Origin of the sequence: Falsiroseomonas sp. E2-1-a20 (assembly GCF_051433195.1) — a bacterium.
Classification (GTDB): domain Bacteria; phylum Pseudomonadota; class Alphaproteobacteria; order Acetobacterales; family Acetobacteraceae; genus Falsiroseomonas.
The window spans coordinates 230,374-254,399 of record NZ_JBHMFT010000003.1; the positions used below are offsets into that span (position 1 = coordinate 230,374).

At 69.2% G+C, this 24,026-nt stretch carries 26 protein-coding genes; 16 read left to right on the forward strand and 10 right to left on the reverse strand.

What is annotated here, in order from left to right:
- The first annotated feature begins 49 nt into the window (after window positions 1–49).
- The 8 genes from ACFHPP_RS05645 to ACFHPP_RS05680 all read left to right on the forward strand — a co-directional run bounded on the left by ACFHPP_RS05645 (window position 50) and on the right by ACFHPP_RS05680 (window position 9,532).
- Window positions 50–1,654, forward strand: coding sequence for an ABC transporter substrate-binding protein (locus ACFHPP_RS05645; RefSeq protein ID WP_437162288.1), 1,605 nt, complete (start codon window positions 50–52; stop codon window positions 1,652–1,654).
- Between the two features lie 71 nt (window positions 1,655–1,725).
- Window positions 1,726–2,667: an ABC transporter permease gene (locus ACFHPP_RS05650; RefSeq protein ID WP_437162289.1), complete on the forward strand. Its 942-nt coding sequence runs from the start codon at window positions 1,726–1,728 to the stop codon at window positions 2,665–2,667.
- Window positions 2,664–3,572, forward strand: a complete 909-nt coding sequence (locus ACFHPP_RS05655; protein WP_437162290.1) for an ABC transporter permease — start codon at window positions 2,664–2,666, stop codon at window positions 3,570–3,572. Before ACFHPP_RS05650 ends, ACFHPP_RS05655 begins: the two co-directional genes overlap by 4 nt.
- A gap of 4 nt (window positions 3,573–3,576) precedes the next feature.
- Complete coding sequence (locus ACFHPP_RS05660; RefSeq protein WP_437162291.1) at window positions 3,577–4,569, forward strand: ABC transporter ATP-binding protein; 993 nt, start codon at window positions 3,577–3,579, stop codon at window positions 4,567–4,569.
- Window positions 4,566–5,615 carry an ABC transporter ATP-binding protein gene (locus ACFHPP_RS05665; RefSeq protein ID WP_437162292.1) on the forward strand — a complete coding sequence of 350 codons (1,050 nt, stop codon included), beginning with the start codon at window positions 4,566–4,568 and terminating at the stop codon, window positions 5,613–5,615. The genes ACFHPP_RS05660 and ACFHPP_RS05665 overlap by 4 nt, the downstream gene beginning before the upstream one ends.
- A gap of 109 nt (window positions 5,616–5,724) precedes the next feature.
- The gene (locus tag ACFHPP_RS05670) at window positions 5,725–6,231 is read left to right on the forward strand and encodes a (2Fe-2S)-binding protein (protein WP_430671022.1); all 507 of its coding nucleotides are present in this window, start codon (window positions 5,725–5,727) and stop codon (window positions 6,229–6,231) included.
- Between the two features lie 98 nt (window positions 6,232–6,329).
- Window positions 6,330–8,717: a xanthine dehydrogenase family protein molybdopterin-binding subunit gene (locus ACFHPP_RS05675; RefSeq protein WP_437162293.1), complete on the forward strand. Its 2,388-nt coding sequence runs from the start codon at window positions 6,330–6,332 to the stop codon at window positions 8,715–8,717.
- A gap of 17 nt (window positions 8,718–8,734) precedes the next feature.
- Complete coding sequence (locus tag ACFHPP_RS05680; protein ID WP_437162294.1) at window positions 8,735–9,532, forward strand: FAD binding domain-containing protein; 798 nt, start codon at window positions 8,735–8,737, stop codon at window positions 9,530–9,532.
- A 49-nt stretch (window positions 9,533–9,581) separates the two neighbouring features.
- Here ACFHPP_RS05680 and ACFHPP_RS05685 read toward each other — a convergent pair whose 3' ends face one another.
- The gene (locus ACFHPP_RS05685) at window positions 9,582–10,844 is read right to left on the reverse strand and encodes a family 1 glycosylhydrolase (RefSeq protein WP_437162295.1); all 1,263 of its coding nucleotides are present in this window, start codon (window positions 10,842–10,844) and stop codon (window positions 9,582–9,584) included.
- A gap of 163 nt (window positions 10,845–11,007) precedes the next feature.
- Between ACFHPP_RS05685 and ACFHPP_RS05690 the strand changes: the two genes are divergently transcribed.
- The 4 genes from ACFHPP_RS05690 (at window position 11,008) to ACFHPP_RS05705 (ending at window position 14,178) form a co-directional block, all read left to right on the forward strand.
- Window positions 11,008–11,418, forward strand: coding sequence for an AtzH-like domain-containing protein (locus ACFHPP_RS05690; RefSeq protein WP_437162296.1), 411 nt, complete (start codon window positions 11,008–11,010; stop codon window positions 11,416–11,418).
- The gene (locus ACFHPP_RS05695; RefSeq protein WP_437162297.1) at window positions 11,415–12,680 is read left to right on the forward strand and encodes an NAD(P)/FAD-dependent oxidoreductase; all 1,266 of its coding nucleotides are present in this window, start codon (window positions 11,415–11,417) and stop codon (window positions 12,678–12,680) included. The genes ACFHPP_RS05690 and ACFHPP_RS05695 overlap by 4 nt, the downstream gene beginning before the upstream one ends.
- A gap of 102 nt (window positions 12,681–12,782) precedes the next feature.
- Window positions 12,783–13,571 carry a cold-shock protein gene (locus ACFHPP_RS05700; RefSeq protein WP_437162298.1) on the forward strand — a complete coding sequence of 263 codons (789 nt, stop codon included), beginning with the start codon at window positions 12,783–12,785 and terminating at the stop codon, window positions 13,569–13,571.
- Between the two features lie 214 nt (window positions 13,572–13,785).
- Window positions 13,786–14,178 carry a hypothetical protein gene (locus tag ACFHPP_RS05705; protein WP_437162299.1) on the forward strand — a complete coding sequence of 131 codons (393 nt, stop codon included), beginning with the start codon at window positions 13,786–13,788 and terminating at the stop codon, window positions 14,176–14,178.
- A 6-nt stretch (window positions 14,179–14,184) separates the two neighbouring features.
- On the opposite strand, the gene ACFHPP_RS05710 is transcribed toward ACFHPP_RS05705, so the two are convergent.
- On the reverse strand, window positions 14,185–14,925 hold the full coding sequence (locus tag ACFHPP_RS05710; RefSeq protein WP_437162300.1) for an aspartate/glutamate racemase family protein: 741 nt from the start codon (window positions 14,923–14,925) through the stop codon (window positions 14,185–14,187).
- A 103-nt stretch (window positions 14,926–15,028) separates the two neighbouring features.
- Here ACFHPP_RS05710 and ACFHPP_RS05715 point away from each other — a divergent pair, with 103 nt between their 5' ends.
- Window positions 15,029–16,012 (forward strand): Bug family tripartite tricarboxylate transporter substrate binding protein, encoded by a 984-nt coding sequence (locus ACFHPP_RS05715; RefSeq protein WP_437162301.1) that lies wholly within the window; start codon window positions 15,029–15,031, stop codon window positions 16,010–16,012.
- A 55-nt stretch (window positions 16,013–16,067) separates the two neighbouring features.
- Here the strand turns inward: ACFHPP_RS05715 and ACFHPP_RS05720 are convergent, their stop codons facing one another.
- From ACFHPP_RS05720 to hisI, 4 genes are all read right to left on the reverse strand, one after another.
- Entirely contained in the window at window positions 16,068–16,400 is a 333-nt protein-coding gene (locus ACFHPP_RS05720; RefSeq protein WP_437162302.1) for an STAS domain-containing protein, read from the reverse strand.
- Window positions 16,401–16,429: 29 nt separating this feature from the next.
- Window positions 16,430–17,080, reverse strand: coding sequence for a GOLPH3/VPS74 family protein (locus ACFHPP_RS05725; protein ID WP_437162303.1), 651 nt, complete (start codon window positions 17,078–17,080; stop codon window positions 16,430–16,432).
- 76 nt (window positions 17,081–17,156) lie between these two features.
- Window positions 17,157–18,218 carry a CobW family GTP-binding protein gene (locus tag ACFHPP_RS05730; RefSeq protein ID WP_437162304.1) on the reverse strand — a complete coding sequence of 354 codons (1,062 nt, stop codon included), beginning with the start codon at window positions 18,216–18,218 and terminating at the stop codon, window positions 17,157–17,159.
- Window positions 18,215–18,625: a phosphoribosyl-AMP cyclohydrolase gene (hisI, locus tag ACFHPP_RS05735; protein WP_437162305.1), complete on the reverse strand. Its 411-nt coding sequence runs from the start codon at window positions 18,623–18,625 to the stop codon at window positions 18,215–18,217. Before hisI ends, ACFHPP_RS05730 begins: the two co-directional genes overlap by 4 nt.
- Window positions 18,626–18,674: 49 nt before the next feature.
- Here hisI and ACFHPP_RS05740 point away from each other — a divergent pair, with 49 nt between their 5' ends.
- Window positions 18,675–19,160: a Fur family transcriptional regulator gene (locus ACFHPP_RS05740; protein WP_437162306.1), complete on the forward strand. Its 486-nt coding sequence runs from the start codon at window positions 18,675–18,677 to the stop codon at window positions 19,158–19,160.
- Between the two features lie 132 nt (window positions 19,161–19,292).
- Complete coding sequence (locus tag ACFHPP_RS05745) at window positions 19,293–19,577, forward strand: hypothetical protein (RefSeq protein ID WP_437162307.1); 285 nt, start codon at window positions 19,293–19,295, stop codon at window positions 19,575–19,577.
- A gap of 18 nt (window positions 19,578–19,595) precedes the next feature.
- On the opposite strand, the gene metC is transcribed toward ACFHPP_RS05745, so the two are convergent.
- The 4 genes from metC to ACFHPP_RS05765 are packed head-to-tail and all read right to left on the reverse strand — an operon-like array spanning window position 19,596 to window position 23,045.
- A complete protein-coding gene (gene metC, locus ACFHPP_RS05750) occupies window positions 19,596–20,798 on the reverse strand; it encodes a cystathionine beta-lyase (RefSeq protein ID WP_437162308.1) in 1,203 nt (400 codons plus the stop codon).
- Complete coding sequence (locus ACFHPP_RS05755; protein WP_437162309.1) at window positions 20,798–21,652, reverse strand: sulfurtransferase; 855 nt, start codon at window positions 21,650–21,652, stop codon at window positions 20,798–20,800. The genes metC and ACFHPP_RS05755 overlap by 1 nt, the downstream gene beginning before the upstream one ends.
- Window positions 21,653–21,657: 5 nt before the next feature.
- Window positions 21,658–22,374 carry an alanyl-tRNA editing protein gene (locus ACFHPP_RS05760; protein ID WP_437162310.1) on the reverse strand — a complete coding sequence of 239 codons (717 nt, stop codon included), beginning with the start codon at window positions 22,372–22,374 and terminating at the stop codon, window positions 21,658–21,660.
- Window positions 22,371–23,045, reverse strand: a complete 675-nt coding sequence (locus ACFHPP_RS05765; protein ID WP_437162311.1) for an NUDIX domain-containing protein — start codon at window positions 23,043–23,045, stop codon at window positions 22,371–22,373. The genes ACFHPP_RS05760 and ACFHPP_RS05765 overlap by 4 nt, the downstream gene beginning before the upstream one ends.
- Before the next feature lie 37 nt (window positions 23,046–23,082).
- Here ACFHPP_RS05765 and ACFHPP_RS05770 point away from each other — a divergent pair, with 37 nt between their 5' ends.
- Complete coding sequence (locus ACFHPP_RS05770; RefSeq protein ID WP_437162312.1) at window positions 23,083–24,015, forward strand: DMT family transporter; 933 nt, start codon at window positions 23,083–23,085, stop codon at window positions 24,013–24,015.
- The last annotated feature ends 11 nt before the right edge of the window (window positions 24,016–24,026 follow it).

Here is a 24,026-nt window from a genome sequence, read left to right on the forward strand (position 1 = left end):
AAGGCAGGCTGCCCGAAATCAGGGCGTCTGGGACAAGGGGCTTCAAAGAATGGAACGCAGGTCATTCCTCAAGGCCGGCATCGGCGCCGGCACTCTGGCGGCGGCGGGTGGGTACGGTACCCCGGCGCTGTCGCAGGGCGCGCGGGCGCGCACGCTGCGCTTCGTGCCGCAGGCGAACCTCGCCAATTTCGATCCGATCTGGGGCACGCAGTATGTCGTGCGCAACGCCTCCGCCATGGTGTGGGACACGCTGTACGGCGTGAACGACAAGCTCGAGCCGCTGCCGCAGATGGTGGAGGGGGAGACCGTCTCCCAGGACGGCCTGACCTGGACCTTCAAGCTGCGCGCCGGGCTGCGCTTTCATGACGGCACGCCGGTCCTGGCGAAGGACGTCGTCGCTTCCATCGCCCGCTGGGCGCCGCGCGACCCGATGGGCCAGATGGTGCGCGCCATCCAGAAGGAACTGGTGGCGGTGGACGACACCACCTTCCGCTGGGTGCTGGGCAGCCCCTACCCGAAGTTGAAGTATGCGCTCGGCAAGACCAACACGCCGATCTGCTTCATCATGCCGGAACGGATCGCGACGAAGTTCGACAGCTTCACGCAGATCGATGAATATGTCGGCTCCGGCCCGATGCGCTTCGTGCGCAACGAATGGGTGCCGGGCGCCTCGGCCGTGTTCCAGAAGTTCGACCAATATGTGCCGCGCGAGGGCACGCCGAGCTGGCTGTCCGGCGGCAAGGTCATGGGCGTCGACCGCGTCGAGTGGGTGGTGATGCCGGACCCGGCGACGGCGGCGGCGGCGCTGCAGAACGGCGAAGTGGATTGGTGGGAGAACCCGATCACCGACCTGGTGCCGCTGATGCGCCGCAACCGCAACATCCGGCTCGATATCGCCGATCCGCTCGGCAATATCGGCAGCTTTCGGATGAACCACCTGCACGCGCCGTTCAACTCCAAGAAGATCCGCCAGGCGGTTCTCGCGGCGATGAGCCAGGAGGACTACATGCGCGCCCTCGTCGGCACCGACGATGCGCTGTGGAAGGCGCTGCCGGGCTTCTTCACGCCGGGCACGCCGGCCTACACGGAAGCCGGCGGCGACATCCTGAAGGGTCCGCGCAACATGGACCTGGCGAAGCGCCTGTTGCAGGAAGGCGGCTACAACAACGAGCCGGTGATCTGCATCGTGGCGCAGGACCAGCCCATCACGAAGGCGCAGGGCGACATCACCGCGGATTTGCTGAAGCGGATGGGGATGAACGTCGATTTCGTCGCCACCGACTGGGGCACCACGGGCCAGCGGCGCGCCATGAAGAACCCGCCGAATTCGGGCGGGTGGAGCATGTTCCACACCTGGCACGCCGGTGCGGACTGCGTGAACCCGGCCGCCTACAACGCGGTGCGCGGCACCGGTCAGCAGGCCTGGTTCGGCTGGCCGGAATCGAAGGGCGTCGAGGACGGCGTGACCGAGTGGTTCGCGGCGCCGAATGCGGCGGCGGAAAAGGCGGCGATGGACAAGATCAACACGGCGGCCATCGACGACGTGGTCTACGCGCCGACCGGCTTCTTCCTGGGCTATACAGCCTGGCGCAGCAACGTCAGCGGTATCCAGAAGGGTCCGCTGCCGTTCTTCTGGGGCGTCAACAAGACCTGACCCTGCCAGGCCTGGGCCAGCCCACGGGCCGGCCCCGGCCGACTTGCTGAACTGAAAGGTCCATAAAGCGAATGTTCGCCTACATCGTCCGAAGAGTCCTCGCCACCATCCCCGTCATGGCGATCGTGGCGCTGTTCGTCTTCTCGCTCCTCTACATCGCCCCGGGCGACCCGGCGGCGGTCATCGCGGGCGACCAGGCGACGCCGGACGATGTGGAGCGCATCCGTGCCAGCCTGGGCCTGGACCGGCCGTACCTGGTGCGGTTCGGCGCCTGGGTGTTCGACATCGCGCGCGGTGACCTGGGTGTTTCCATCTTCACCAACCTGCCGGTCAGCACGATGATTCAGCAGCGCATCGAGCCGACGCTGTCGCTGATGATCGTCACGCTGATCCTGGCGGTGTCGATCGCGGTCCCGATGGGTGTGCTCGCCGCGTGGCGGCAGGGTACGGGGATCGACCGCGCGGTGATGGGCTTCGCCGTGCTCGGCTTCTCCGTGCCGGTCTTCGTGGTGGGCTATGTGCTGGCCTACATCTTCGCGCTGGAGCTGGATTGGCTGCCGGTGCAGGGCTACACGCCCTTCGCGCGCGGCTTCTGGCCCTGGCTGCAGAACCTCATCCTGCCGGCGGTGGCGCTGGGGTCGGTGTACATCGCGCTGATCGCCCGCATCACGCGCGCCACGATGCTGGAGGTGCTGCAACAGGACTACATCCGCACGGCCAAGGCCAAGGGGCTGGGCCAGCGGGCGATCCTGTTCGTGCATGCGCTGAAGAATGCGGCGGTGCCGATCATCACCGTCATCGGTATCGGCGTCGCGCTGCTGATCGGCGGCGCCGTGGTGACGGAAAGCGTCTTCGCCATTCCAGGGCTTGGGCGGTTGACGGTGGATGCGATCCTGCGGCGGGACTACCCGGTGATCCAGGGCGTCATCCTGCTGTTCAGCTTCGTCTACGTGCTGGTCAACCTTGCCATCGACCTGGCCTACACTCTGTTCGACCCGAGGATCCGGTATTGAGCACCGCAACTCTCCCTCCGGGAGTCAACGCCGCCGTCCCGATGCGGGACATCATGCCGCCCGTTCGTGCGCGCGGTGGCGTGTTCGGCTTCATCCGGCGCAACCCGACCATCGCCATCGGCGGTTTCCTGGTCTTCGCGATGGTCTTCATCGCCGTCTTCGCGCCGTTCCTGACCAGCAAGGACCCGACGGCGCTGGCGCCGGCGCTGCGCACGCGGGAGCCTTCGGCGCAGTTCTGGTTCGGCAGCGACATGCTGGGCCGCGACATCTATTCGCGAGTCCTGTATGGCGCGCGGGTCTCGCTGACCGTGGGCTTCGCGGTGGCCATCTGCGCCTCGGCCATCGGCCTGTTCATCGGCCTGGTGTCCGGCTTCATCCGGGTGGCGGACAGCATCATCATGCGGATCATGGACGGCATGATGTCCATCCCCTCCATCCTGCTGGCGATCGCGCTGATGGCGCTGACGCGCGGCAGCGTGGGCAACGTGGTGCTGGCGATCACCATCGCGGAAATCCCGCGCGTCTCGCGCCTGGTGCGCGGCGTGGTGCTGTCCCTGCGCGAGCAGCCCTATGTCGATGCGGCGGTGGCCTCGGGCACGCGGACGCCGATGATCATCATCCGGCACATCCTGCCGAACACGCTGGCACCGCTGACGGTGCAGGCGACCTATATCTGCGCGAGCGCCATGATCACGGAGGCGATCCTGTCCTTCATCGGCGCGGGCACGCCGCCGATCATCCCCTCCTGGGGCAACATCATGGCGGAAGGGCGGGCGCTGTGGCAGGTGAAGCCCTACATCGTGTTCTTCCCCGCGCTGTTCCTGTCCATCACCGTGCTTGCGGTGAACCTGCTGGGTGACGGGCTGCGCGATGCGCTCGATCCGCGCATGGCGAAGAGGCTGTAGGACCATGGCACTGCTTGAAGTCGATGCGTTGCAGACGCATTTCCGCTCGCCCGACGGCATCAACCGTGCCGTCGATGGCGTCACCTTCCATGTGAATGCCGGGGAGACACTGGCGATCGTGGGCGAAAGCGGGTGCGGCAAGTCCGTGACCGCCATGTCGATCCTGCGGCTGATCCCGGAGCCGCCCGGCAAGATCGCCGGCGCCATCCGCTTCAACGGCAAGAACCTGCTGGAAGCGACCGACAAGGAGATGCGGGCGATCCGCGGCAACGAGATCAGCATGATCTTCCAGGAGCCGATGACCAGCCTGAACCCGGTCCTGACGGTGGGCCGCCAGATCGGCGAGACGTTGCGCCTGCACCAAGGCATGTCGGCGCAGCAGGCCGAGGACCGGGCCGTCGAGATGCTGAACCTCGTCGGCATCCCGGAGGCGAAGCGGCGCGTGCGCGAATATCCGCACCAGCTTTCGGGCGGCATGCGCCAGCGCGTGATGATCGCCATCGCGCTGGCCTGCAACCCGAAGCTGCTGATCGCGGATGAGCCGACGACGGCACTGGACGTGACCATCCAGGCGCAGATCCTGGACCTGATGCGCGACCTGAAGCACCGCGTCGGCGCCGCCATCGTGCTGATCACGCATGACCTTGGCGTGGTAGCGGAAGTGGCGGAGCGGGTGGTGGTGATGTATGCGGGCAAGAAGGTGGAGGAGGCGGCGGTGGGTCCGCTGTTCGCCTCCCCGCGGCACCCCTACACGCAGGGGCTGCTGGGTTCCGTGCCGAAGCTGGGCTCCTCCCTGACCGGGGAGGCGCAGCGGCTTTCGGAGATTCCCGGGCTGGTGCCGAGCCTGAAGCAGAAGATCCCGGGCTGCGTCTTCGCCAGCCGCTGCCCGCACGCGACCGATCTCTGCGTCAACGTGGCGCCGGCGCTGGAGGAAAAGGCGCCGGGGCATGTCGCGGCCTGCCACTACGCGCTGCGCGAGGGGGCCCTTGCGGCATGAACACGCCTCTGTTGCAGGTCAACGACCTGAAGAAGCACTTCCCGATCCATGGCGGCTTCTTTGGCGGCGTCACCGCCAAGGTCTATGCGGTGGACGGTATTTCCTTCGACATCGCGAAGGGGGAGACGCTGTCCCTGGTCGGGGAATCCGGCTGCGGCAAGTCCACCGTCGGCAAGGCGCTGCTGCGGCTGTTCCCGCTGACCGATGGCCAGGTGATCCTGGACGGGCAGCGGATCGACGATTTGCCGAACGGCACGCTGCGGCCGCTGCGGCGGCGCATGCAGGTGGTGTTCCAGGACCCGTTCAGCTCGCTGAACCCGCGCATGCGGGTGCGGGACATCCTGGCGGAGCCGATCCGGAACTTCGGCATCGCCAAGGACAGCGCGGACCTCGAGGCGCGGCTCGTCGCGCTGATGGACAAGGTCCGGCTGCCGAAGGATGCCATCAACCGCTGGCCTCATGAATTCTCCGGCGGCCAGCGCCAGCGCATCGGCATTGCCCGCGCCCTGGCCGGGGAGCCGGATTTGATCATCTGCGACGAGGCGGTCAGCGCGCTCGACGTCTCGGTCAAGGCGCAGATCGTCAACCTGCTGCAGGACCTGCAGAAGGAACTCGGCCTGGCGATGCTGTTCATCAGCCACGACCTGGCGATCGTGGAGCACATGACCCACCGGGTCGCCGTGATGTACCTTGGCAAGATCGTGGAGGTGGCGCCGCGGCGCAGCCTGTTCGGGGCGCCGAAGCATCCCTACACGGAGGCGCTGCTCTCCGCCGTGCCGCAGCCCACCCCCGGCGTCCAGCGCCAGCGGGTGATCCTGAAGGGCGACGTGCCCAGCCCGATCAACCCGCCCAAGGGCTGCCGCTTCCACACCCGCTGCCCCTACGCCTTCGACCGCTGCCGGACGGAGGAGCCGCCGCTGCGGCCGGTGAAGGACGCGATGGGGGAGGGGCATGTCTCGGCCTGCCACCTGCACGACCTGCCGGCGGCCGAGAACCCGCTTTCGGGGGCCAAGGGCGCGGCCATCCTCGCGGTGGGCGCCGCCTGACGGTTTCACGCGCGTCACGCTTGACGGGGCGCGGGCGCGGGGCGACTCTCACCAGCCAGAACGGCCGCCTGTCCCGGCGGCCGTGAGGCCAATTCGGGGAGAGCGCGCGATGCCGCAGGTGACACTGACGGTCAACGGCACGAAACAGACGGTGGAGGTCGAGGCCCGCACCCTGCTGGTCGAGACGCTGCGGGAACAGCTTCGGCTGACCGGCACCCATGTCGGCTGCGACACCAGCCAGTGCGGCGCCTGCGTCGTGCACATGGGTGGCGACAGCGTGAAGGCCTGCACCATCCTGTCCGTGCAGTGCGAGGGCGCCGACATCACCACCATCGAGGGCCTGGCGGCCGCAGACGGCACGCTGCACCCGATGCAGGAAGCCTTCCGCGAATACCACGCCCTGCAATGCGGCTTCTGCACCCCCGGCATGGTCATGTCCGCCATCGACCTGGTGAACAAGCACCCGGACGGGATGAGCGAGAAGGAGATCCGGGAGGGGCTGGAGGGCAACCTCTGCCGCTGCACCGGCTACCACAACATCGTAAAGGCGATCGCCGCGGCGCAGGACGTGATGCAGGGCCGCGTCTCCGAACTGGCCCGCGCCGCCGCCGAATAGGCCGGGAATCCGGTTGGGTGCTCCGCGGGCCAGCCTTCCGGAGAGAAGGCGCCGCGGCGGGCCAGCCTGTTGCAACGTCAACGGGGAGGATCGCAAGAATGAACGTGGTGACGCCCTTCGAGGGCATCGGCGCCAGCCTGCGGCGCAAGGAAGACTTTCGTTTTCTCCAGGGCCGTGGGCAGTACACGGACGACATCAACCGGCCGGGCCAAACCCATGCGGTGATGCTGCGCAGCCCGCACGCCCATGCCCGCATCGAGGGCATCGACACCTCCGCCGCCCGCGCGATGCCGGGGGTGAAGGCGGTGTTCGTCGGCGCGGACATGGCGGCGGAGGCCATCGGCGGCATTCCCTGCGGCTGGCAGATCCACAACAAGGACGGCTCGCCGATGGCGGAGCCGATGCATCCGGCGCTCGCCGTGGACCGGGTGCGGCATGTCGGCGATCCCGTGGCGGTGGTGATCGCGGAGACGCGGTCCCAGGCCCGGGACGCGGCGGAGGCCATCATCGTCGACTACGCGCCGCTGCCGGCGGTCTCCGGCACGGTGGAGGCGATCAAGCCCGGTGCGCCGCAGGTGCATGACACGGCGCCGGGCAACCTCTGCTACGACTGGCACATCGGCGACAAGGCGGCGCAGGAAGCGGCCTTTGCCCGCGCCGCGCGGGTGGTGAAGTTCGAGACGACGAACAACCGCCTGGTGCCGAACGCGATGGAACCCCGCGTCGCGATCGGCGACTACGACAGCTTCTCGGGCGACTACACGCTCTACACCACCAGCCAGAACCCGCATGTGATCCGGCTGCTGATGGGCGCCTTCGTGCTGCACATCCCGGAATCCAAGCTGCGTGTCGTGGCGCCGGATGTCGGCGGCGGCTTCGGCTCCAAGATCTATCACTACGCCGAGGAGGCCATCGTCACCTGGGCGGCGGGCAAGGTGAAGCGCCCGATCAAGTGGACCTGCGACCGGTCCGAGGCCTTCATGTCCGATGCCCATGGGCGCGACCATGTCTCGACCGCCGAGCTGGCCCTGGATTCAGACGGAAAAATCCTCGGGCTGAAGGTGCACACGCTGGCGAATATGGGCGCCTACCTGTCCACCTTCGCGCCCTGCGTGCCGACCTACCTGTATGCGACGCTGCTCTCCGGCGTGTATTCCACACCGGTGATCTATGCCGAGGTGAAGGCCGTCTTCACCAATACGGTGCCGGTGGACGCCTATCGCGGCGCCGGGCGGCCGGAGGCGACCTACCTGCTGGAACGGCTGATGGACGTGGCCGCGGCGGAGGCCGGCCTCGACAAGGTCGAATTCCGCCGGCGCAACTTCATCCGGCCGGACCAGTTCCCCTATCAGACGCCGGTGGCGCTGCAATACGACAGCGGCGACTACCACTCGACCTTGGACATGGCGCTCAAGGCTTCGGAGTGGGAAAGTTTCGAAGCCCGCAGGGCCGAGGCGAAGGCGCGCGGAAAGCTGCGTGGCATCGGCATCTCGACCTATGTCGAGGCCTGCGGCATCGCACCCTCCGCCGTGGTGGGCTCGCTGGGCGCACGGGCGGGGCTTTACGAGGTCGGCGTCATCCGCGTGCACCCGACCGGCAGTGTCACCGTGCTGACCGGCGCGCACAGCCACGGGCAGGGGCACGAGACGACCTTCGCGCAGCTGGTGGCGGACAAGCTCGGCGTGCCGACGGCGAATGTGGACATCGTGCATGGCGATACGGCGAAGGTGCCGTTCGGCATGGGCACCTATGGCTCGCGGTCACTCGCCGTGGGTGGCTCGGCGATGGACAAGGCGATGGACAAGATCATCGCCAAGGGCAAGCGCATCGCCGCGCACCTGATGGAAGCCAGCGTCGAGGATGTGGAGTTCGAGCGCGGCACCTTCCGGGTGGCGGGCACGGACAAGACCAAGTCGCTGACGGATATCAGCCTGGCCGCCTACGTCCCGCACAACTACCCGATCGACGAGATCGAGCCGGGGCTGGAGGAAACCGCCTTCTACGACCCGAAGAACTTCACCTACCCGGGCGGCTGCCACATCTGCGAGGTGGAGATCGATCCCGAGACCGGTCGCGTGGCGGTGCAGAAATTCACGGCTGTGGACGACGTCGGCCGCGTCATCAATCCGATGATCGTCGAGGGCCAGGTGCAGGGCGGCGTGGCGCAGGGCATCGGCCAGGCGCTGCTGGAAGCCGCGCTGTATGATCCGCAGGGGCAGCTGATCTCGGGCTCGTTCATGGACTATACGATGCCGCGGGCGGAGGATCTGCCGAATGTCGGCGTCGCCACCCACACCACCCTCTGCACGCACAACCCGCTCGGCGTGAAGGGCTGCGGCGAGGTCGGCGCCATCGGCTCGCCGCCGGCGGTGATGAATGCCGTGGTGGACGCGCTGAAGGATTACGGTGTCCGCCACGTGGAAATGCCGGCGACGCCGCAGAAGATCTGGGGCATCGTCAACGCCCATCGCATGGCTGCGGAATAGATAGGGAACTCGGAAAAATGTATGATTTTGCCTATCACAAGCCGGCCTCGGTCGCGGATGCCGTCAAGATCCTGGCCGCGGACCCGGATGCGCGGGCGATCTCCGGCGGCATGACCCTGCTGCCGGCGCTGAAGCTGCGGCTGAACAAGCCGACCTCCGTGGTCGACCTGTCCGGCATCGCGGAGCTGCGCGGCGTGAAGCGGGAAGGTGACAGCCTGGTGATCGGCGCGCTGACCCGGCACTACGAGGTCGCGACCTCGGCCGAGGTGGCGGCCGCCATCCCGGCGCTGGCGAAGATGGCGCACACCATCGGCGACACGCAGGTGCGCAACCGCGGCACCATGGGCGGGTCGGTGGCGAACAACGACCCCTCCGCGGATTACCCGGCCGCCCTGCTGGCGCTGAACGCGACCATCCAGACCGACAAGCGCAAGCTGCCGGCGGACCAGTTCTTCACCGGCATGTTCACCACGGCGCTCGAGACCGGGGAGCTGGTGACGGCGATCCACATCCCGATCCCGACCAAGGCCGGCTACGCCAAGATGCGCAACCCGGCGAGCCGCTATTCCATGGCGGGCGTCTTCGTGGCGAAGACGGCGGCGGGCGTGCGGGTGGCCGTGAACGGCGCCGGCGCCAACGGCGTGTTCCGCGAGAAGGCGATGGAGGCGGCGCTGTCCGCCACCTGGTCGCCGGAGGCTGTTGCCGGCGTAAAGGTCAGCCCGAGCCTGCTGAACGGGGACATCCACGGCAGCGCCGAATACCGCGCGCATCTGGTGACGGTGATGGCGAAGCGCGCGGTGATCGAGGCGGGGTGAGGCGTTCCCCCTCACCCAACCCTTTCCCCCTGAGTAGGGGGAGAGGGCTTCAGGCTGCCAGCGGCACCTGCAGGCAGAGGCTCTGCGTCGGCAGGACGTCGCGCCAGGCTTCGATCAGGCGCTTGTAGGCGAGCCCCACCCGCCGGGGTTTGCGGTCCAGATCGTACAGGCCGCGCGGGTCGGATTCGCCGCGCACCTCGCGCAGCGCATGCGCCCAATCCACCTGGTCGGTCAGCGAGTACCAGGTGAAGCCGAGCACCGGAATGCCCTCCCGCCGCAGGCGCAGGATGCCGGACCACTGCTTCCACAGCCAGCGCTCCGCCTCGTCGCCGTTCGGCCCCTCGGCGATGTTGGTCTCCGTGTGCATCACCGGCAGGCCGTAGCGGGCGTGGTAGTCGCGGGTCACCGTGTCGTAGCCGAAGACCTCGCCGGCCCAGCGGCCATGGCCCTCCGCGTTCAGCAGATGCTCGTTGGTCTGGTACCAGTCATTGCCCATGACGCAGTGGCGCTTCAGGCGGTTGTCCAGGAAGAAATGGTACTCGGCACGGGTCATGCCGTTGTCCATCAGGAATTCGTACATCGCGCTGTCGACGCGCCGGCCGTAGTTCAGGTCCAGCGTCAGGAAGCGCTCGGCGTTGCGGAAATCCGCATGCGGGACGGCGAGGGGGCATTCCGCGTGGAAGGCCTCGGTGCTCTCGGACTGGATGAAGATGGCATCGGGCCGGTGCTTCAGGATTTCCTGCATGGCGAGCACATTGGCGCGGACGATGTTCTTGATGGCGGTGACGTAGCTGCGGTCGTCGGTGCGCTGCTCGTTCCACCAGCCGTAGCGGGCGCTGAAGACGGCGGTGATGAACATCTCGTTCACCGGGGTGTAGAGCTGCACCCAGGGGAAGCGTGCGGCGAAGGCGCCGGCATAGTCGGCGAACAGCCGGGGGAAGTCCGGGTTCTGGAAGTCGCCGATCCAGTCGGGCACGCCGAAATGGCAGAGATCGACGATGGGGCGGATGCCGAGGCGGCGGATCTCGGCGAAGCTTTCGTCGGCGAAGGACCAGTCATGCACACCGTCGGCGCGCAGCGTGGTGTGCAGCTGCGGGCCGTAGCGCAGCGCGTTGCAGCCGACCTCCCGCACCAGCGCGAAATCCTCGCGCCACCGATCGTAATGACCGCATTCCAGCATCTGGTCCCGGCGGACAGTCCCACCCTGGATCGTGGGCGCACTGTTTTCGATCCCGGTGGCGAACAGGAAGCCGCCCTGCGGCGGAGACTGCATGGAACCGGAATAGTTCTGTGGCATCATTGCGTCGAGCATGGGCGTTCCCCGGATCGGTGGTCGTTTGCGGTTGGCTCCCTCTGACTTGACTTATACGTGACGTATCACGGCTCCGTGAAGTGCTTTCTTTACTTGTTCCGGCTTGGGCTGTTCAGGGTCCGGCGAAGGGGGCAGGCTGGCGACCGGTTGCGGGAGATGATGCGTGCGGATCGACGACCCGGAAATCCTCGCGGAGGTACGCGAGGTATTCGACCGCTACGAGGCGGCGCTGATGGCGAACGAGACCGCGGTGCTGGACGCGATCTTCTGGGCGGACCCGCGCACAGTGCGCTTCGGCATCGCCGAGATCCTGTACGGGCATGACGCGATCCGGGCCTTCCGCGCCTCGGTGAAGGGCTACGCCCAGCGGGTGCAGCGGCAGGTGCGGATCACCAGCTTCGGGCCGGATGTGGCGGCGACGCATCTGGAGTATGAGCGCATCGGCACCGGCCTGGTGGGGCGGGAGACCAAGATCATGGCGCGCATCCCGGGCCAGGGTTGGCGCGTCGTCTCCGCGCATGTGTCGCTGCTGGCGGGGGACGATCCAGGGCGCGCGATGGGGGCGCCGCGGTGAGCGCGCCGCATGTCGTGGTGATCGGCGCCGGCATCATCGGCGCAGCCACCGCGCTGGGCGCGCTGCGGGAGGGCTTCCGCGTCACGGTTCTGGAGCCGGGCGAGCCGGGCGGCGAGCAGGCGGCCAGCTACGGCAATGGCTGCTGGCTCAGCCCGATGTCGGTCATCCCGCCGGCCGGGCCGGGGCTGTGGAAGAAGGTGCCGGGCTTCCTGGCGGACCCGCTCGGGCCGCTGGCGATCCGCTGGTCCTACCTGCCGAAGGTGCTGCCCTGGCTGGCGCGCTATTTGTGGGCCGGCTGGACGGAGGCGAAGGTGCTGCGCGCGGCGCAGGCGCTGCGGCCGCTGCTGGTGGATGCGCCGGCGCTGCACCGCGAATTGGCCGAGAGCGCCGGCGTCGGCCATCTGATCGAGCGGCGCGGCCTGGTCTACATCTACGAGAACCGCGAGCAGTTCGAGCGCGAGGCGCTGGCCTGGCGCGTGCGGCGCCAGGTCGGCATCGAGTGGCTGGAACTCGACGCCGACGAGATGCGCCAGCGCGAGCCGGAACTGGACCGGCGATACGCCTTCGGCGCGCTGGTCGAGGAAGGCGGCCATTGCCGCGATCCCGGCGCCTATGTCGCGGCCCTGGTGGCCCAGGCGCAGGCCGAGGGGGCGGCGTTGCAACAGGCGCGCGCGACCGGCTTCCGGGTCGAGGGTGGGCGGCTGAAGGCCGTGCGGACGGAGGGCGGGGAGGTGGCCTGCGACCGCGCCGTGATCTGCGCCGGAGCCCATTCCAAGGCGCTGGCGGCGGCCGTCGGTTCGCGCGTGCCGCTGGAGACGGAGCGCGGCTACCACGCGATGGTGCAGGATGCCGAGGTCGGGCCGCGCACGCCGATGATGCCCTATGACGGCAAGATGTCGATCACCTGGACCGATCGCGGCCTGCGTTGTGCAGGGCAGGTGGAGATCGCGGGGCTGGAGGCGGCGCCGAACTGGAAGCGGGCGGAGATCCTGCGCGATCACTTGCTGCGGAGCTTCCCAGGGCTGCCGCGTGACCTGCCGGCGGAGCGCGTGAAGGTCTGGATGGGGCATCGGCCCTCGATGCCGGATGGGCTACCCTGCATGGGGCGGTCGGCGGCGACGCCGGATGTGCTGCTGGCCTTCGGGCACGGCCATGTCGGCCTGGTTGCGGCACCGCGCACCGCACGCGCCGTGCTGGATCTGTTGCAGGAGCGTCAACCAGCGCTGCCCATGGAACGATTCAGCCCCTCCCGCTTTGCGTAGCCCGGTTTTGCGCTGGTTTTTCTTGCGACGTGGTGCAATCTTGCACGGTGGCGACCCTGCATCGTGTCGGGTCGTGTCCACCAGTACGGATTGCATAAGATCGTGTTTCCCGACAGCGAACAGGGCGGCGGCGCGTCCGTCGAAGCCGAAGTCAAGTGGTACAATGCCCGCAAGGGATTCGGCTTCGTCTTGGGACCGGACGGACAGGATGTGTTTTTCCACGCCTCGGCCCTGACCGAGGCCGGGATCGAGCCGCCGGACACCGGCGACAAGCTGAATTGCGAAATCGGATCGGACCGCCAGGGGCGGCGCCTGGTGACGCGGATCATCTCGATCATCAAGGGTCCGGGCGGCGGCGACCGTGCGCCGCGTCCGGGTGGCTTCGCGGATCGTCCGCCGCGCCGCGACTTCGGCGGTGGCGGGTTCGGCGATCGTCCGCCGCGCCGCGACTTCGGTGGTCCGCCGGGCGGTGGTGGCGGCTTCGGTGACCGCCCGCCACGCCGGGACTTCGGTGGCGGCGCCGGCGGTGGCTTCGGCGATCGTCCGCCGCGCCGCGACTTCGGTGGCCCGCCGGCTGGCGGTGGCTACGGTGGCGCCGGCGGCGGCTTCGGTGCGCCGCGCGGCAATTTCGGCGACCGTCCGCCGCCGCGCCGCGACATGGGCGCGCGTGACGAGGGCGGTCCGACCTATGCGGTGCAGGGCACCGTGAAGTGGTTCGACCAGGTGCGCGGCTTCGGCTTCGTGACGCCGGAAGATGGCGGCCAGGACGTGTTCCTGCACTCCTCCGTCCTGCAGCGTGCCGGCCGGGCCGATGTGCAGCAGGGCGAGAAGGTCGCGCTGGATGTGCGCGACGGCCAGCGCGGGCGCCAGGCCGTCAACATGAAGGAATAGCCGCGGCCGTTTCGGCTTCGGACGTGTCACCCCGGCCATGCAGATGGCCGGGGTTTTTTTGTGCGGTGTCAGGCCCGGTTGGCATTCGGTGTCAGGTATTCCGACAGTCCTTCAGACTCCGTTCACGAAGTTGGCTGCAAGGTGACACCCATGGCGGTCGTCCCTTGTGGAAGTGGGACCTCGCCTCACGGGAAGATCCCGAAGGGAAGACGCTATGTCGCTCACCCACTTCAGCCCCTCATCCTTCGAGGCCTATGGTCCACCACCCGGTGACTCGGGGGTGTTCTATGACCCGGTCCTGAAGCTGGGATTGTCGTGGCTGGAACCGCCCAGGCCCGCGGACCGCAGGCCCACCAGCACCGTGGCGCTGGCCGAGGCGGTTGCCGGCATCGTCGGCATCGCCGCGGCACGGGCCCGGGATGCGGGCGACTTCGCGGCACTGCGCAATGCGGTGGAACGGGCCCTGATGGGCGGGGCAGCGGTGTCCGACGCGGGCATCGACCCGCGCGAGGCCCGTAGCCAGGAGCCCCCGGCCATCCTGGACATGGAGCCGGTGCAGGAGGCGGAAGGGCTGCGCGCCCTGATGGGGCGACAGGCGGCACGCTGAGCAGGTTCAGCCGAAACGGCGCGGCCGCAGCCCGCCGTGGAACCAAGTGACCAGGGTGGTGATGTCGTAGACGGGCAGGCCGAGTTCTGCCTGCAACGCGGCGGCATAGGGCGGCATGTTGGTGCATTCGAGCACGATGGCGCCGACCTCCGGGTGCCGGGCCACCAGGGCGCGGCCGGCCTCCAGGATGTCCTGCTCGGCCAGCGCGATGTCCATGTCGGGCTTCTCGGCCTTGATCAGCACGCGAAAGAACTCGCGCCCGGTCTCGGTGCCCTGCACCGGGATGTCCAGCGGCACGCCGGCGGCGGCCAGGTGCGCGGGCGTCAGGGACTGGCGGCTGACGGTGACGACGCCGACCCGGCGGCCGGGTGGCAACAGCGCCTGCACCCAGGGCACCTGCATGAGGGAGGAGGTCGCGACCGGCACCTGCACGGCCGCCGCCAGCTCCGCCTGGAACAGCGACAGGAAGCCGCAATTGGTGGTGATGGCCTCCGCGCCAAGGTCCACCAGGTCGCGCGCCGCCGCGATGAAGTCCGGCAGCAGGCCGGGCGCGCCCTGCAGCACCACGCGTTCCGGGCTGGCGCCGCGGACGACGCGGAACAGCACCGGGAAGGGCCAGGTGGTGGCGTTGCCCATGTCGCCGGGAATCCGCGGAAAGCGGGCCTCCAGCATCAGGATGCCGAGCGGCGCGCCGTAGATGGATTTGCCGCCGCGGGCGAGGCGCGGGGCGGGTTCGTGCGGTTGCATGGGCGAAGCGTAGAAGGCTCCGGCTTTATGGCAAGGGAAGGGGTTGCGCGCGGTGGGCAGGGGCGTCTCTTCTAGGACGATCACGCATTCGATCGGAGCCGACATGAAGATGAGACATCGCTTCCTGCTGCCATTGCTGGGCCTGCTGGCCGGGCCGGCGCTTGCGCAGGACCAATGGCCATCGCGACCCATCGAGTTCCTCGGCGGCTTCCCGAACGGCTCGGGCGTCGACATCTACGCCCGCCGGCTGGCCCAGCCGCTGTCGCAGGCGCTGGGCGTGCCGGTGGTGGTGAACAACCGCGTCGGCGCCGGCGGCAACATCGCCTCCGACTTCGTCGCCAAGGCGCGGCCGGATGGCTACCTGATCCTGTTCGGCACGGCGGGCACGCATGCCATCAACGCGACGCTGTATCGCCGCCTGCCGTTCAACCCGCTGCGCGACGTGACGCATATCGCGCATCTCGGCGACGTGCCGAACGTGCTGACGACCAGCATCCAGCACCGCCCGCAATACACCAACTGCCAGGCGCTGGTGGCGGACGCCAAGGCCCGGCCGGGCGCGCTGAACTTCGCCAGCACCGGCAATGGCGCCTCCACCCACCTGGCCGGCGTGCGCTTCGCGCAGGCGGCCGGGATCGACATGGTGCATGTGCCCTTCACCGGGCAGGGCGGCGCCGTCACTTCGCTGCTCGGCGGGCAGGTGGATTTGTTCTTCAACCAGACCGGGCCGGCGCTGGGCCTGGTGCAGCAGGGTGCGGTGCGGGCGCTCGGCGTCACCACGCCGGCGCGCATCCCGGCGATGCCGGACGTGCCGACCATCGCCGAGGCCTGCAACCTGCCGGGCTTCGAGAGCACCACCTGGTACGGCGTCTTCGGCCCTCCCGGCATGCCGGAGGCGATCCAGATGCGGCTGAACGCCGAGATCCTGAAGATCATCGAGGCGCCGGAATTCCGCCAGTGGCTGGTGAACAGCCAGGGCATCGCGCCGAGCAGCGTGCGCACGCCGGCGGAATTCCGCGCGGTGCATGAGCAGGATATCGAGCGCTGGGGCCAGGTGGTGCGCGCGGCGGGCGCGACGGTGGACTGAGGAGGGCATTCCCCCTCATCCAACCCTCTCCCCCAAGGGGGAGAGGGCTTTTCTGTCAGGCGAGGGCGGTGACGGCGGCGTCGCGGGTCGGGTGGATCGCCAGGATCTTGTCGAAGCCGGAAATCTCCAGCACTTCGCGCACCGGGGCCTGGGGGGAGGCGATGGCGAAGCTGCCGCCGATGGCCTTGGCCTGCTTCGCCGCCTTCAGCAGCACGCGCAGCCCGGCCGAGGAAACGTAGTGCACATCCCCCAGGTCGGCCACGACCTTGGCGCCGCCCTCCAGCAGGGCGAGCATCTTCGCCTCGGCGGCCGGGGCGGTCGCGGTGTCGAGCCGGCCCTTGAGGGCGGCCACCTTCACGCCCTGGTCGGTGCTTTCCGTGATGTCCATGAAATCAGTCCTGTCCTGGAGTCGCGTGCTTATACCATGGGCGCGTAGCGCGCGATCTGGGCGTAGATCTCACGGATCGCATCGGCCAGGGAACGGTTCAGTTCCTCGAGGTCCGCGACCTGGTCGATGCGGCCCTGCACGCGGTCCAGCTCCTGCGTCGACAGGATCAGCGAGAACAGGCCGCCGGCGCGGCACAGGCCGATCAGCATGGAATCGCGCGGGTCGGGGATGTCGTCCTGGAACAGCACGCCCATGATGCGCGCCTTCACCTCCCGCTCCTCCTTGTCCGAGATCACCGGGTAGCGGCGTTCAGGGAACACCCACAGGAACCGGCCCTCGACACGCTTCAGGATGCCCTTGCCGACCAGCCTTTCGAACAGCGTGTCGCGGATGGCATCGGCATCCGCCGCCAGGGTCTCGATCCAGTGCCGGCTGTCGCCGGCTTCCGGCGCGGCGACGATCTGCGCCAGGGCGCGGTCCATCAGCGCGTCGCCCGTCGGCTCCGGGTTCACCACGTAGAGGCGGGCCGGATCGGTGTCGATCCGCCCGGCCAGCGCGAGTTCGGCAAGGACGGCGCCCGCGATCGCGTAGTCGCCGGAGGGCGCCGCGCGTTCCTGCAGGCGACCGCTCTCGTCATCGAGCATCAGGAGGAGGATTTCCTCCGGCATCGTCAATGGCATGGCGTCACGCGGCTCCCCGATCCTTGGGCAGCAGAGCGCGCGGCGCGGGCTTAGTCAACGCGGGCGGAAGGTTCTTTCAGTCGCTCCCGAGCGCGGATTCCTGGTCCGCCGCGGCGAGGAAGGCGCGCAGCCCATCCTCCACCACCTTCGGCTCCAGGTCGCGCAGGATGAAGACGAGGCGGGACCGGCGCGGCGCGTCCTCCGGCCAAGCGGCCAGCCGCGTCGGCGGATGGAACAGGTGCTGCACGCCATGCACGACGACCGGCCGCGTCTCCCCCACCAGGTCGAGGATGCCCTTCATGCGGAGCACGGAGGCACCGCGCGTCATCGCCAGCATCTCCAGCCAGCCGGCGAGGCCGGACCAGTTCAAGGGGCGGTCGAACTCCAGGCACAGCGCTTGGATGCGGGCATCGTGGCGGTTGGAGTCGTGATGGTGATGGTGGTGGTGCGGCGTGGCGGCGCCGATCCAGCGGGCCACGTCGGGCAGCTTCGCGCCGGTGTCGAAGGGGCCGGCATCCAGCAGGTCGGCGGCCGCGATCTCGCCCGCCGCCGCGGTCAGGATCGGCGCGATCGGGTTCAGGGCGCGCAGCCGGGCGGTGAGGGCGGCGACCTGTCCGCCGGTGGCGAGATCCGTCTTGGTCAGCACCAGCCGGTCCGCGACCGCGGCCTGGCGCTGCGCCTCCGGCTGCGTGTCCAGCGTGGCGGCGCCGTTGGCGGCATCCACCAGGGTGACGTCGCCATCCAGCACGAAGCGCAGCGCCAGGCGCGGGTCGGACATCAGCGTGTGCAGGATGGGCGCCGGGTCGGCGAGGCCCGTGGTCTCCACCACCACGCGGGCGACCGGCTGGCCGGCCAGCACCCGGTCCCACAGCCCGTCCAATGCCTTCATCAGGTCGCCGCGGATGGTGCAGCACAGGCAGCCGGCGTTCAGCAGCACGGTGTCGCCGTCCAGGCGCTCCACCAGCAGGTGGTCCAGGCCGATTTCGCCGAACTCGTTGATGAGCACGGCGGTGTTGGCCAGCGCCGGCTGCCGCAGCAGGGCGTTCAGCAGCGTTGTCTTGCCGGCGCCGAGGAAGCCGGTGAGGACCGTCAGCGGAATTGGGCCGTTGAGGCCCGTCGGGGGACTCGGGCTGCTCATGCCTTCGTCCCGTACAGCGCGTCCGGGTCCACCAGGGGGGCTGCGATCTCGGCCAGGGCACCGTCGCGGATGGCGCGGAAGAAGCAGTTGCGGCGGCCGGTGTGGCAGGCGACGCCCTGCTGGTCCACCAGGGCCAGCAGCGTGTCGCCGTCGCAGTCGACGCGCAGGTCGACCAGGCGCTGCACCTGGCCGCTGGTCTCGCCCTTGCGCCACAGGCCGCGGCGCGACCGGCTCCAGTAGCAGACCCGGCCGGTGGAGAGGGTCTCGGCCACGGCGTCGCGGTTCATCCAGGCCATCATCAGCACCTCGCCGCTGTCATGCTGCTGGGCGATGCAGGCCACGAGGCCGTTGGAGTCGAAGCGGATGGCGTCGATCAGCGCCTGGGTCGGGGTGGGTGCGTCGGTCATGGCGATCCCATATATCGGAGCGGGCGTGATTGCACACAGGGGAGGGCGCATGGCGGGCGATACGACACTCGACGCGGCACTGGACCGCGCCGCTGCGACCTGCACGCGGCACGGGGCGCAACTGACCGAGCTGCGCCGGCTGGTTCTGCGCCTGGTGCTGGAATCGCCGCAGCCGATCGGGGCCTATGCGCTGCTCGACCGGCTGCAGCAGGCCCGGCGCGGCGCGGCGCCGCCCACGGTGTACCGGGCGCTGGATTTCCTGCTGGCGCAGGGCCTGATCCACAAGGTGGAACGGCTGAACGCCTTCATCGGCTGCGACGAGGCCGGGCACGGCCATGCGCATGGGGAGGACCACCCGCACCAGTTCCTGATCTGCCGCGACTGCGGCGCCACGGCGGAAATCTGCGATCCGGGCGTGGCCGCGGCGGTGGCGCGCGCCGCGGCGGAGGCCGGCTTCACGCCGCGGCGGAGCACCATCGAGGTGGAGGGAAGCTGCGCCCGCTGCGCCTCTGGCGGGGGCACCGCACCGACGTAAAAAATAACCTTTCATTTCCGTGGTTGCTTTATTGTTGCGCTATGGCAATAGCAGGTCATGGACCTTCCCCCGATTCGTTCGGAACGCCGGGTTGCGGCATTGCGCCTTCTTCGCGCGCTACGTGTCGTCGACGTGCAAGCAGGCGTCCGCAACAGCCGTATCGCCTTCGACGTCGCCATGCTGTTCTTCGAGGCCGCCGTCGCCGACCCACCGGATTCGCTGTCCGTGGACCAGATCGCGGCCACGACAGGCTACAGCGGCCCCACGGTGCGGCTGGTGCTCAAGCGGCTGCTGCTGGCCGAGGTCATCGCGCCCGGCCGGCGCGTCGGCAAGACGCAGCTCTATGCGATGACCCCGAAGGGCGTTGAAGGCTTCGATGGCTATGTCGAAGCCATCGTCGCCTTCGAGGCGCCCTGAGGCACCGGCCGGCCGGCGTTAAGCCGGCAGGTTGCCGAGCGACTGTTCGAGGTCGGCGATGATGTCCGCCACCTCCTCCAGCCCGATATGCAGGCGCACCGCCTGGCCCGGCATCGGCTCGGTCACGCGGCGCACCAGCATGCCGTTGGTCGGCAGAGCGAGGCATTCATAGCCGCCCCAGCTCGCGCCGATGCCGAACAGCTTCAGCCCGTCCACGAAGGCGAAGATGTCGGCCTCCGTGTAGCGCGGCTGGAAGACGATGCCGAACAGCGAGCAGCCGCCGTCGAAGTCGCGCTTCCAGATCTCGTGGCCGGGCGCGCCGGGCAGGGCCGGGTGGCGCACCTCCAGGATCTCCGGCCGCTGTGCCAGCCAAGCGGCGACCTTCAGCGAGCTGTCCGCCTGGTGCTTCAGCCGCACCGGCATGGTCCGCACGCCGCGCAGCGCCAGCCAGCAATCATCCGGGCTGGCATAATGGCCCATGGCGGCGGCGTGGCCGCGGACGATCAGGTGATGCGCCTCCGACGCCACGGTGACGCTGCCCAGCAGGATGTCGGAGTGCCCGCCGACATACTTGGTCAGCGCCTGGATCGAGACGTCGCAGCCATGCGCGAAGGGCTGGAAGCTGTGGATGCCCCAGGTGTTGTCGATCATGGAAATGGCGCCGTGGCGCTTCGCCACCGCGTTCAGCGCCGGCACGTCCTGCACCTCGAAGGTGTGCGAGCCCGGGCTTTCCAGGTAGAGCACCCTGGTGTTCGGCGTCCACAGCGCTTCCAGCCCCGCCGCGTCGATGCAGGGGTCGTAGAAGGTGGTCTCGATGCCCCAGTTGGGCATGACGTTCTCGGCCAGGTTCCGCGCCGGGCCATACACGCTGTCCGGCATCAGGCAGCGGTCACCGGATTTCAGCCAGGCCAGCAGCGGCACGGCCACGGCGGCGAGGCCAGTGCCGGTGATGGTGCAATGCGTGCCGCCCTCGATCTCGGCGACCACATCCTCGAGCGCATAGTGGGTGGGGCCGCCCTGGGTGCCGTAGGTCATCACCCGGTTGAAGCGGTTCTTCGCATTCTCCCGCCGCATCTCGCAGGACTGCGCGGTGACGGTGGAGCCGCGGTACACGGGCGGGTTGACGAAGCCGAGCGCGCGGATGTGCGGCCGCGCGGCGTGCGACATGCGGGTGGAGAAGCCGTGCTTCTTGGAGCCGGATGGCTGGGCGTCGTCGGGCATCAGGGTGTGCTCGTTTCCTTGGGGGTTTCCGGGCGGCCGGCCCATTCGGTCCAGGAGCCGTCATAGACGGCAGGTTCCGGCAATCCGGCCCGCAGCGCCGCCAGCGTCACGACACAGGCGGTGACGCCGGTGCCGCAGGAGGTGACGATCGGCCGCGTGTCGTCCGCGCCGCGCTCCGCGAACATTTTCTTCAAGGTCTCCGCATCCTTCATCGTGCCGTCGGGGCCGACGACATCGGCGGCGGGCAGTGTCCGGGCGCCGGGCATGTGGCCGGAGGGCAGGCCGGGGCGGGGCTCGGGGGCGGTGCCGTCGAAGCGCGCCTTCGACCGCGCGTCGAGGATCAGCGCCTCGCCGCCGCCCTGCCGGACAATGCGCTTGATGTCGCCGATGCCGGCCAGGCGGCGGGCGATCAGGTCCGCGACGAAGGTGGCGGGCGTTGCGTCGGGCGCGTCGCCGGACTCCACCGGGCGGCCCTCGCGCTGCCATTTCGGCAGGCCGCCATCCAGCACCGCGGCGTTCTCATGCCCGAACAGGCGGAGCATCCACCAGCCGCGCGGGGAGGCGCGCAGGCCGTGCTGGTCGTAGAACACCACGCGGGTGGCATTGGACACGCCCAGCGCTCCGATCAGTTTTTCGAAGCGTGCGGGGGTTGGGACCATGTGCGGCAGCGTGCTGTCGGCATCCGCGATGCGGTCGATGTTGAACAGGCGGGCGCCGGGGATGTGCGCCTTGCGGAAGCCGTCCGGCGCGTTGCCCGCCTCGGTCGGCAGGTAGGTGGTGCAGTCCAGCACAACGAGGTCCGGCTTGCCGAGTTCGGCGGCGAGCCAATCCGTGGAGACGATCAAATCCATCATCTGGGTCACTCCGGCAGCACGATGTGGATGCGGCGGTTCTGGCGGCCCTTGCTTTCCAGCTTGGAGACCTCGACGCGGCCGATCTCGGCGGTGGATCGCACATGGGTGCCACCGCAGGGTTGCAGGTCGATCGGCGCGTCCGCCGGCCCGATGCGCACCAGCCGCACCCGGCCGGCGCCGCGCGGCGGCTGCACCGACAGGGTGCGGACCATCTGCGGGTTCGCATCAAGTTCCGCATCGGTGATCCAGGACGTGCCGGTCGGGTGGTCGGCGGCGACGAGTTCCGCCAGGCGTTCGTTGAACCACTCCTTGGCCGGCGGCTCGGGCAGGTCGAAATCCAGGCGCGATTTTTGGGTGCCGATCTGGTTGCCGGTCGCGAAGATGCCGGGCATCACGCTGCACAGCAGGTGCAGCGTGGTGTGCATGCGCATGTGCAGGTGCCGCCGCGCCCAGTCGAGGTCGAGCGTCACCTCCGCCCCGACCGGCGGCAGCGCCGCGCCAGCGGCCAGCGTATGCAGGATGGACCCAGCCTCGCCCTTGATCGCCTCGGCCACCGCCGCTTCGCCGCCCTCCCAGCGCAGGGTGCCGGCATCGCCCGGCTGGCCGCCGCTGCGGGCGTAGAGGATGGTCCGGTCCAGCAGCACGCCGCGCTCATCCGCCGCGACCACACGGCCGGTGGCGGTGCGCAGGTAGGCGTCTTCGAGGAACAGCGGTTCGGTCACGGCAGGTGGAACCATTCGGAGCGGAGGCGCGGGCGGTTGACCTGCAGCCAGAGCAGGGCGAGCGCGCCTGGCGCGTTCTCGATGCGGTTGTCCGCCACCATGCGGAAGGCGTCCTCGGCGGGCAGCACCAGCACGCGGGTGTCCTCGCCCTCGCCGGGCAGGCCGTGCGTGTCATCCGCCTTGGCCGAGAGGTCGACGCAGGCGCAGTGGAAATGCACCACCTCGTCGCAGCCGCCCTGCATCAGCAGGAACTGGCCGATGCGCGCCATGGCGCGGGCGGCGAGGCCGGTTTCCTCCGCCAGCTCACGCGCGCCGGCCACTTCCGGGTCCTCGCCCGTCTCCAGCAGCCCGGCAGGGCATTCGGTCATCACCGGGTCCAGGCCGGCGGCCAGCGCCGGCAGGCGGAACTGCTCGATCAGGGCGACGCGGTCGGTCACCGGGTCGTAGGGCAGGATCACCACGCCCCGGCCACGCCGCCACAGCTCCCAGGTCAGCACCGGGGATTGCGCGCCGTCGAAGCGGGTGTAGCGGAAGCGGACGCGCTGCAAGGCGAAGCGCTGGCCCCAGGCGACCTCATCCTCCAGCACCTCCACCCCCGGCCAGGGCGGGATCGGCGGAGCCTTGGGGTGGCGCGGAAGTGCATTCGGGAGGGGGGGCGGGCTGGCGCTCATGCCGGGCGGACCCTACCCTTGGGCGCCAGGAACGTCCATGTCCCCACCTGAATCCACCTCCACCCTGCCGCCGCCCATCCTGCCGCTCGGCCTGCTGGCGGCCCGCAAGCGCGCAATCCTGCTGGTGCTGGCGGCCTCCGCCGCCTTCGTGGTCTCGGCCGCCTTCGTGAAGGCGATCGGGCCGTCGATCCCGCTGCCGCAGGTCATCCTGTTCCGCAACGCCTTCGCGCTGCCGGTGCTGCTGCTGCTGGTGGCTCAGGCCGGCGGTTTCACGGTGCTACGAACGAAAATGCCCTGGAAGCATGCGGAGCGCACCTTCTGGGGCATGTGCGGCATGGTGGGCGCCTTCCACGGGTTTGCGAACCTGCCGCTGGCGACGGCGACGGCTCTCGGCTTCACCATGCCGCTGTTCCTGACCGGGCTGTCGGTGGTGTTCCTGGGCGAGAAGGTCGGCTGGCGGCGCTGGTCCGCCGTCGCGGTCGGATTTTGCGGCGTGCTTATCATGGTGCGGCCCGGCTTCGGCGAGGCCGCGCTGCCGGTTGGCTCCGTCGCGCTCGTCCTGCTCGGCGCCTTCGGCTGGGCCATGGCCATGCTGAGCATCCGCCGCATGGGCGAGGCGGGGGAATCAGGTGTCGCCATCGTGTTCTGGTTCGCCCTGTCCAGCGCCGTGCTGGCGGGGGTCGCAACGGTGCCGGTCTGGGTGATGGCGGACGCAAGGCAATGGGCGCTGCTGGCCGGCATCGGCGGCGTCTCCGCCCTGGCGCAGGTGATGATGACGGCGGCCTATCGGCGCGGCGAGACCACGCTGCTGGCCCCGTTCGAGTATTCCGGCCTGATCTGGACGATGCTGGTGGGCATCGTCATCTGGGCCGAATGGCCGGATGGGTGGGAGCTGGCCGGCTTCGGCGTGCTGGTCGGCGCCGGTCTCTACATCTGGCGGCGGGAGGTGGTGCGGGGGGCGAAGCGGTAGGCCTCGCCCGC

Excerpts from the sequence above, each read along its gene's own strand:
- ACFHPP_RS05645 (WP_437162288.1), top strand. The coding sequence starts at position 50 with ATGGAACGCAGGTCATTCCTCAAGGCCGGCATCGGCGCCGGCACTCTG.
- ACFHPP_RS05650 (WP_437162289.1), top strand. The coding sequence starts at position 1,726 with ATGTTCGCCTACATCGTCCGAAGAGTCCTCGCCACCATCCCCGTCATG.
- ACFHPP_RS05660 (WP_437162291.1), top strand. The coding sequence starts at position 3,577 with ATGGCACTGCTTGAAGTCGATGCGTTGCAGACGCATTTCCGCTCGCCC.
- ACFHPP_RS05665 (WP_437162292.1), top strand. The coding sequence starts at position 4,566 with ATGAACACGCCTCTGTTGCAGGTCAACGACCTGAAGAAGCACTTCCCG.
- ACFHPP_RS05670 (WP_430671022.1), top strand. The coding sequence starts at position 5,725 with ATGCCGCAGGTGACACTGACGGTCAACGGCACGAAACAGACGGTGGAG.
- ACFHPP_RS05675 (WP_437162293.1), top strand. The coding sequence starts at position 6,330 with ATGAACGTGGTGACGCCCTTCGAGGGCATCGGCGCCAGCCTGCGGCGC.
- ACFHPP_RS05680 (WP_437162294.1), top strand. The coding sequence starts at position 8,735 with ATGTATGATTTTGCCTATCACAAGCCGGCCTCGGTCGCGGATGCCGTC.
- ACFHPP_RS05685 (WP_437162295.1), bottom strand. The coding sequence starts at position 10,844 with ATGCTCGACGCAATGATGCCACAGAACTATTCCGGTTCCATGCAGTCT.
- ACFHPP_RS05705 (WP_437162299.1), top strand. The coding sequence starts at position 13,786 with ATGTCGCTCACCCACTTCAGCCCCTCATCCTTCGAGGCCTATGGTCCA.
- ACFHPP_RS05710 (WP_437162300.1), bottom strand. The coding sequence starts at position 14,925 with ATGCAACCGCACGAACCCGCCCCGCGCCTCGCCCGCGGCGGCAAATCC.
- ACFHPP_RS05715 (WP_437162301.1), top strand. The coding sequence starts at position 15,029 with ATGAAGATGAGACATCGCTTCCTGCTGCCATTGCTGGGCCTGCTGGCC.
- ACFHPP_RS05720 (WP_437162302.1), bottom strand. The coding sequence starts at position 16,400 with ATGGACATCACGGAAAGCACCGACCAGGGCGTGAAGGTGGCCGCCCTC.
- ACFHPP_RS05725 (WP_437162303.1), bottom strand. The coding sequence starts at position 17,080 with ATGCCATTGACGATGCCGGAGGAAATCCTCCTCCTGATGCTCGATGAC.
- ACFHPP_RS05730 (WP_437162304.1), bottom strand. The coding sequence starts at position 18,218 with ATGAGCAGCCCGAGTCCCCCGACGGGCCTCAACGGCCCAATTCCGCTG.
- hisI (WP_437162305.1), bottom strand. The coding sequence starts at position 18,625 with ATGACCGACGCACCCACCCCGACCCAGGCGCTGATCGACGCCATCCGC.
- ACFHPP_RS05740 (WP_437162306.1), top strand. The coding sequence starts at position 18,675 with ATGGCGGGCGATACGACACTCGACGCGGCACTGGACCGCGCCGCTGCG.
- metC (WP_437162308.1), bottom strand. The coding sequence starts at position 20,798 with ATGCCCGACGACGCCCAGCCATCCGGCTCCAAGAAGCACGGCTTCTCC.
- ACFHPP_RS05755 (WP_437162309.1), bottom strand. The coding sequence starts at position 21,652 with ATGATGGATTTGATCGTCTCCACGGATTGGCTCGCCGCCGAACTCGGC.
- ACFHPP_RS05765 (WP_437162311.1), bottom strand. The coding sequence starts at position 23,045 with ATGAGCGCCAGCCCGCCCCCCCTCCCGAATGCACTTCCGCGCCACCCC.
- ACFHPP_RS05770 (WP_437162312.1), top strand. The coding sequence starts at position 23,083 with ATGTCCCCACCTGAATCCACCTCCACCCTGCCGCCGCCCATCCTGCCG.